The sequence below is a fragment of the Streptomyces sp. 8K308 genome (genome assembly GCF_004348315.1).
GTDB lineage: Bacteria > Actinomycetota > Actinomycetes > Streptomycetales > Streptomycetaceae > Streptomyces.
Map to the genome: position 1 here is coordinate 1 of NZ_SMKC01000441.1, position 4,987 is coordinate 4,987.

A 4,987-nucleotide genomic window follows, 5' to 3' on the forward strand; every position below is an offset into this window, starting at 1 on the left:
CACCCACCCCGCCCTTTTGGTGCGGTGCGTGGCCGGGCCACGCGGCCCCTGCCGCGCACCAGCGCAAGCGCGCGAAGCGCGCCGGTGCCCCGGGTCTTGCAGGCCGGCCGCGCAGCGCGCCCGCAGGCCCGCCGGCCCGCGGCCTACGCCGCGCGCGCAGCGGGCCCACCGGCCGTCAGCCCAGCGCTGATTTGACCGCGTCCGCCAGGCCGGAGGCGATGGTGCGGGCCTGGGACGGGTCGGCGGCTTCGACCATGACGCGGACCAGCGGCTCGGTGCCTGACGGGCGCAGCAGGACGCGGCCCGTCGCGCCGAGCTGACGCTCGGCCTCCGTCACCGCCTCGGCCAGTTCGCGGGACTCCTTCACGCGCGTCCGGTCGACGTCCGGCACGTTGATCAGGACCTGCGGCAGCCGCTCCATCACCGCGGCGAGCTCGGCCAGCGGCCGCCCCGTCGCGGCGACACGCGCCGCGAGCAGCAGGCCGGTCAGCGTGCCGTCGCCCGTCGTCGCGTGGTCGGAGACGATCACGTGGCCGGACTGCTCGCCGCCGAGCGAGTAGCCGCCGCGCTTCATCTCCTCGAGCACGTAGCGGTCGCCGACCGCCGTCTGCCGCAGTTCGAGGCCCTCCCGCTCCATGGCGAGCGTGAAGCCGAGGTTGGACATCACGGTGGCCACCACCGTGTCCCCGGCGAGCGTGCCGGCCTCCCGCATGGCGAGCGCGAGGACGGCGAGGATCTGGTCGCCGTCGACCTCGCGCCCGGCCGCGTCGGCGGCGAGGCAGCGGTCGGCGTCGCCGTCGACCGCGATGCCCAGGTCGGCGCCGTGCGTGAGCACGGCGGCCCGCAGCGCGTCCATGTGGGTGGAGCCGTAACCGTCGTTGATGTTGAGGCCGTCCGGTTCTGCGCCGATCGTCACGATTTCGGCGCCGGCGCGCGCGAACGCCTCGGGGGCGACGCGCGAGGCCGCGCCGTGCGCCGCGTCGATGACGACCTTGAGGCCGGTCAGCTTGTTGGGCAGCACGCCCACCAGGTGCGAGACGTACGCGTCGAAGCCTTCGCCGTAGTCGGTGACCCGCCCCACGCCGGCGCCGATCGGCCGGGACCAGGGCTCGCCGCGCGCGTGGTCGCGGTAGGCGGCCTCGATGCGGTCCTCGAGCTCGTCGGCCAGCTTGTGCCCGCCGGCCGCGAAGAACTTGATGCCGTTGTCCGGCATCGGGTTGTGGCTGGCGGAGAGCATCACGCCGAAGTCCGCGTCGAGCGAGCCGGTCAGGTACGCCACGGCCGGGGTCGGCAGGACGCCCACCCGCACGACGTCCACGCCCGCGCTGGCGAGGCCGGCGACGACCGCGGCCTCGAGGAACTCGCCGGAGGCCCGCGGGTCGCGGCCCACCACGGCCACCGGCCGTCGCCCGCCACCGTCCGTGACGCCGACGCTCCCCGCGCGCGCGAGCACGGTCGCCGCCGCGACCGACAGGCCGAGCGCCATCTCGGCCGTCAGATCGGCGTTGGCGACGCCTCGCACCCCGTCCGTTCCGAAGAGTCGTCCCACGGTTGTTCCTCCGAGATGTTCACACAAGCCCGTACACAAGCCCCGTTCACAAGCCCGTTAACCCTATAAAAGGAACGCCCCGGCGGCACAAATGTGCCCCCGGGGCGTCGGGAAAAGTCGGAAAACCCCGCCGAACAGCCGGATCGCCGATCAGCGCTTGCTGTACTGGGTTCCCTTACGGGCCTTCTTCAAACCAGCCTTCTTCCGCTCGACGGCGCGCGCGTCGCGGGTCAGGAAGCCGGCCTTCTTCAGCGGGCCGCGGTTGTTGTCGACGTCCGCCTCGTTGAGCGCACGGGCCACGCCGAGCCGCAGCGCGCCGGCCTGGCCGGAGATGCCGCCGCCGGAGATGCGGGCGACGACGTCGTACCGCTCGTCGAGCTCGAGGATCTTGAACGGCTCGTTGACGGACTGCTGGTGCACCTTGTTGGGGAAGTAGCTCTCCAGGGTGCGCCCGTTGATCTTCCACTTGCCGCTGCCCGGGATGATCCGGACGCGGGCGATCGCGTTCTTACGACGCCCGGTGCCGGCGCCCGGCAGCGGGTCGCCGAAGCGGGCCGAGACGGTCTCGGCGTCGCCGGCGAACTGCTCGGGCGTACTCTCGGTCGTGTACTCCTCGACCTCGGGAACCTCGGCGTCAAGGGTCTCAGGGGTGGGCTCGGCCACGATTCTCCTCAGATATCTCTCGTCTTAGGGGTGGCCGGACTACTGCGCGACCTGGGTGATCTCGAACGGCACCGGCTGCTGGGCACTGTGCGGGTGCTCGGGGCCGGCGTACACCTTGAGCTTGGAGAACATCTGGCGGCCCAGGGTGTTCTTGGGCAGCATGCCCTTGACGGCCTTCTCCACCGCCTTCTCGGGGTTCTTCTCCAGCAGCTCGCCATAGCGGACGGACCGCAGACCGCCGGGGTAGCCGGAGTGCCGGTAGGCCAGCTTCTGGGTCCGCTTGTTGCCGGACAGGTGCACCTTGTCGGCGTTGACGATGATGACGAAGTCACCGGTGTCAACGTGCGGCGCGTACACCGGCTTGTGCTTGCCCCGCAGAAGGGTGGCGGCCTGGGAGGCCAGGCGGCCCAGCACGACATCGGTCGCGTCGATGACGTGCCACTGACGCTGGACGTCGCCGGGCTTGGGGCTGAACGTACGCACGGGTCGTAGCCTTCGCTTCTTCGTGAATGGTTCCTGACAAGGCCACCCGGCGATCACGACAGAGAAGGCCCGCACCTCGGTGACGCAAACCGGGGTGTTGGCCGCTGGCAACCATCCTGGTGGACCGGCGCAGGCCCCTCACGTGAGATCGAGCAAGCCGTACGCATAGTTTTCAACACGGCAGACTAGCGCCCCCGCCACGGATGGGTCAAAACGGCCCGGCCCGGCGGGAGGGGTCCTGCCGGGCCGGGCACGGGCTTCCGTCCGCATCCGTCCATCCACCGCGGGACGGAAGGCGCACCATGTGCCATCGCGACGGTCTCGACGACGCCCACCACCACTTCCCGCACGGCGATGGCGCGGACGACTTCGCCACCACGCTCCGCGGCGCGACAGCGCCGGCCGAGCGCCGGTCAGGGGACCGCGCCTCCCGCGCCGTGGTCCCGCCGATCGTCCTGGTCACCTCGGGCGACGAGCTGCGGGCCAGACGCAGACGGCCGGTCTCGGTCAGGGGTGCGTTACGCTGCGACGCGAGGGCCTCTCTGGTCGCCGGTGCAGATCTCGCAATCCACACCGAGCCAGAAGGCCCTCACTCATTTCAAGATCAGATGTCAGTGATCGCTGTCACCAACCTCCGTGGACAGAACACCTAACCGCGGTTCCGCGCGACCCGCCGCTCGTCCCACACCGGGTCGGGCGTCTCCCGCACCACGCCGTCCTCCCCGAACACCAGGAACCGGTCGAAGGACCGGGCGAACCACCGGTCGTGCGTCACCGCGAGCACCGTCCCCTCGAACGCCTCGAGCCCCTCCTGCAGCGCCTCGGCGCTCTCCAGGTCCAGGTTGTCGGTCGGCTCGTCGAGCAGCAGCGCCGTCGAGCCGGCCAGCTCGAGCAGCAGGATCTGGAACCGCGCCTGCTGCCCGCCGGACAGCCGGTCGAACGGCTGCTCCGCCTGGCGGTCGAGCTCGTACCTGCGCAGCGCCGAGGTGGCGGCGCCCCGGTCCCTGGCGTGCTCGGTCCAGAGGATGTCGAGCAGGGTCCGGCCCTCGAGATCGGGGTGCGCGTGGGTCTGTGCGAAGTGCCCCGGCACGACGCGCGCGCCCAGCTTCCACGCGCCCGTGTGCGCCACGTCGTCGCCGGCGAGCAGCCGCAGGAAGTGCGACTTGCCCGAGCCGTTGGAGCCCAGCACGGCGACCCGCTCGCCGTAGAACACCTCCAGGTCGAACGGGCGCATCAGGCCGGTCAGTTCGAGCCGCTCGCAGGTCACGGCCCGCAGGCCGGTGCGGCCGCCGCGCAGCCGCATCCTGATGTCCTGCCGGCGCGGCGGGCGCTGCGGCGGCCCGGCCTCCTCGAACTTCCGTAGCCTGGTCTGCGCCGCCCGGTACCGGGAGGCCATCTCGTCGCTGCGCGCCGCGTACTGCCGGAGGTCGACCACCAGGCGCTTCAGCTGGGCCCGCTTCTCCTCCCAGCGCCGCAGCAGCTCCTCGAACCGCTCGAACCGCTTCTCCCGCGCCTCGTGGTACGTGCCGAAGCCGCCGCCGTGCGTCCAGACGTCCGAGCCGGCCGGTCCCGGCTCCACGCTGACGATCTTGCGTGCGGCGCGGGCCAGCAGCTCGCGGTCGTGCGAGACGAACAGCACGGTCTTCCGCGTCTCTCGCAGCCGGTCCTCGAGCCAGCGCTTGCCCGGCACGTCCAGGTAGTTGTCCGGCTCGTCGAGCAGTAGCACCTCGTCGCCGCCGCGCAGCAGCGCCTCGAGCACGAGCCGCTTCTGCTCGCCGCCGGAGAGCGTGCGCACCTGCCGCCACTGCGCCTTCTCGTACGGCATGCCGAGCGCGGCCGTGGTGCACACGTCCCAGACTGTCTCGGCCTCGTAGCCGCGGGCCTCGGCCCAGTCGGCGAGCGCCTGCGCGTACGCCAGCTGCGCGGCCTCGTCGTCCCGCTCCATCACGGCCAGTTCGGCCTCGTCGACGGCGGCCGCGGCCCGCCGGATCCCGGGCGGCGCGACGGACACCAGCAGGTCGCGCACGGTCCGCTCGTCCCGCACAGAACCGACGAACTGCGGCATCACCCCGAGCCCGCCGCTGACGGCGACGCTGCCGCCCACCGGCCGCAACTCGCCGGCGACCAGCCGCAACAGGGTGGACTTCCCCGCCCCATTGGCACCGACAAGCGCGGCGGCCTCGCCCTCCCCGACCCGGAACGACACGTCGTCGAGCAGCACCCGCCCGTCCGGCAGCCGATACTCCAGGTGCGCGACCTCCACATGTCCCATGCCGCCAGTCTGCCGCCCAC

At 72.1% G+C, this 4,987-nt stretch carries 4 protein-coding genes; all 4 read right to left on the reverse strand.

All coding sequences use genetic code 11. The features are described from left to right. Positions 1–175: 175 nt before the first annotated feature. The gene (gene glmM / locus E1265_RS33520; RefSeq protein WP_132934723.1) at positions 176–1,549 is read right to left on the reverse strand and encodes a phosphoglucosamine mutase; all 1,374 of its coding nucleotides are present in this window, start codon (positions 1,547–1,549) and stop codon (positions 176–178) included. A 150-nt stretch (positions 1,550–1,699) separates the two neighbouring features. Then, positions 1,700–2,212 carry a 30S ribosomal protein S9 gene (gene rpsI, locus E1265_RS33525; protein WP_132934724.1) on the reverse strand — a complete coding sequence of 171 codons (513 nt, stop codon included), beginning with the start codon at positions 2,210–2,212 and terminating at the stop codon, positions 1,700–1,702. A 39-nt stretch (positions 2,213–2,251) separates the two neighbouring features. Next, the gene (gene rplM / locus E1265_RS33530; RefSeq protein ID WP_132934725.1) at positions 2,252–2,695 is read right to left on the reverse strand and encodes a 50S ribosomal protein L13; all 444 of its coding nucleotides are present in this window, start codon (positions 2,693–2,695) and stop codon (positions 2,252–2,254) included. A gap of 649 nt (positions 2,696–3,344) precedes the next feature. Continuing rightward, on the reverse strand, positions 3,345–4,967 hold the full coding sequence (locus E1265_RS33535) for an ATP-binding cassette domain-containing protein (protein WP_132934726.1): 1,623 nt from the start codon (positions 4,965–4,967) through the stop codon (positions 3,345–3,347). Positions 4,968–4,987: the final 20 nt, after the last annotated feature.

Bases quoted from the DNA above. Each gene is read 5' to 3' on its own strand.
- E1265_RS33535 (WP_132934726.1), bottom strand. From the start codon at position 4,967: ATGGGACATGTGGAGGTCGCGCACCTGGAGTATCGGCTGCCGGACGGG.